Consider the following 1,053-nt stretch of genomic DNA (forward strand, 5'->3'; position numbering starts at 1 on the left):
GTCCCGGTCCCGGTCCCGGTGCCGCGGCCGACCGCCCCTCCCCGGCCGAGCCCTCCCCCGGCCGAGCCGACCACGGGCCGGAGAGGGCCCGATGACCAGGATCGCCCTGTTCGGCGCCACCGGATTCATCGGCGCCGCCTGCGCGGCCGCGCTGTTCGGCGCAGGCCACGAGGTGCTGCCCCGCCCGGCGCGCCGGCTGTGGGTCGACGGCGAGGCCCTGGCCCATGAACCCCGGCGGGCCTACCGCCCCCACCTGGCTCGGCTCGCCGCCGAGCTCGACGGCGTTGAAGCGGTCGTCAACGCTGCCGGGGTGGCCGTGTCCGCCGCCCGGCCGTCACCCGGGCTCGTCGGGGCCAACGCCGCCTGGCCCCTGCTGCTCGCCGACGCCTGCGAGCAGGCCGCAGTGCCCCGGCTCGTCCATGTCAGCACCGCGGCGGTGCAGGGCCGGGCGGACCGGCTCGACGAGAGCCTGCGCTACGCGCCGGTGAACCCATACGCCCGGTCGAAGACCCTCGGAGAGCAGCTCCTGCGCGACGCGGCAGCCGCCGGCCGCGTCGCGGTGACGCTCTACCGCCCCCCCTCCGTGCACGGCCCGGGACGGCGGATGACGACCGCCTTCGCCGCGTTCTGCCAGCGCTGGCCCCTGGTGACGTGCGGCGACGGCGACCAGCCCGTTCCGGTGGCGCTGATCGGCAACGTCGGCGCGGCCGTCGCCGCGATCCTGGCGGCACGCAGCGCACCCCTGGTGGTGTCCCACCCCTACGAGGGGCACACCGTGCGGACCCTCTACGAGACGTTCGCCCCGGGCCGCCCGCTGTGTCCGCTGCCGACGCGGGCGGTCCGACTGCTGCTGCGCGCCGCCGAGCCGACCGGGCAGTGGCTGCCGCCGCTGAGCGCGGTGTGCCGGCGAGCGGAGCTGCTGCTGTTCGGCCAGGGGCAGGAGTCGGGCTGGCTCGACGCGCGGAGCTTCCGGCTGCCGCTCGGGCAGCCCGCCTGGGACGAGGTCGCCGCGGCCGCCCCGCATCGCCCACCGCCAGGTGACCGCCCGACCCC

General features: G+C 78.0%; 1 protein-coding gene. It reads left to right on the forward strand.

Annotated elements, in window-relative coordinates; all coding sequences use genetic code 11:
- Positions 1–91: 91 nt before the first annotated feature.
- Positions 92–1,053: NAD-dependent epimerase/dehydratase family protein (locus tag NBZ85_RS31305; protein WP_261563444.1), on the forward strand; the 962-nt coding region annotated here is incomplete at its 3' end.

Origin of the sequence: Frankia tisae (assembly GCF_025403405.1) — a bacterium.
GTDB lineage: Bacteria > Actinomycetota > Actinomycetes > Frankiales > Frankiaceae > Frankia > Frankia tisai.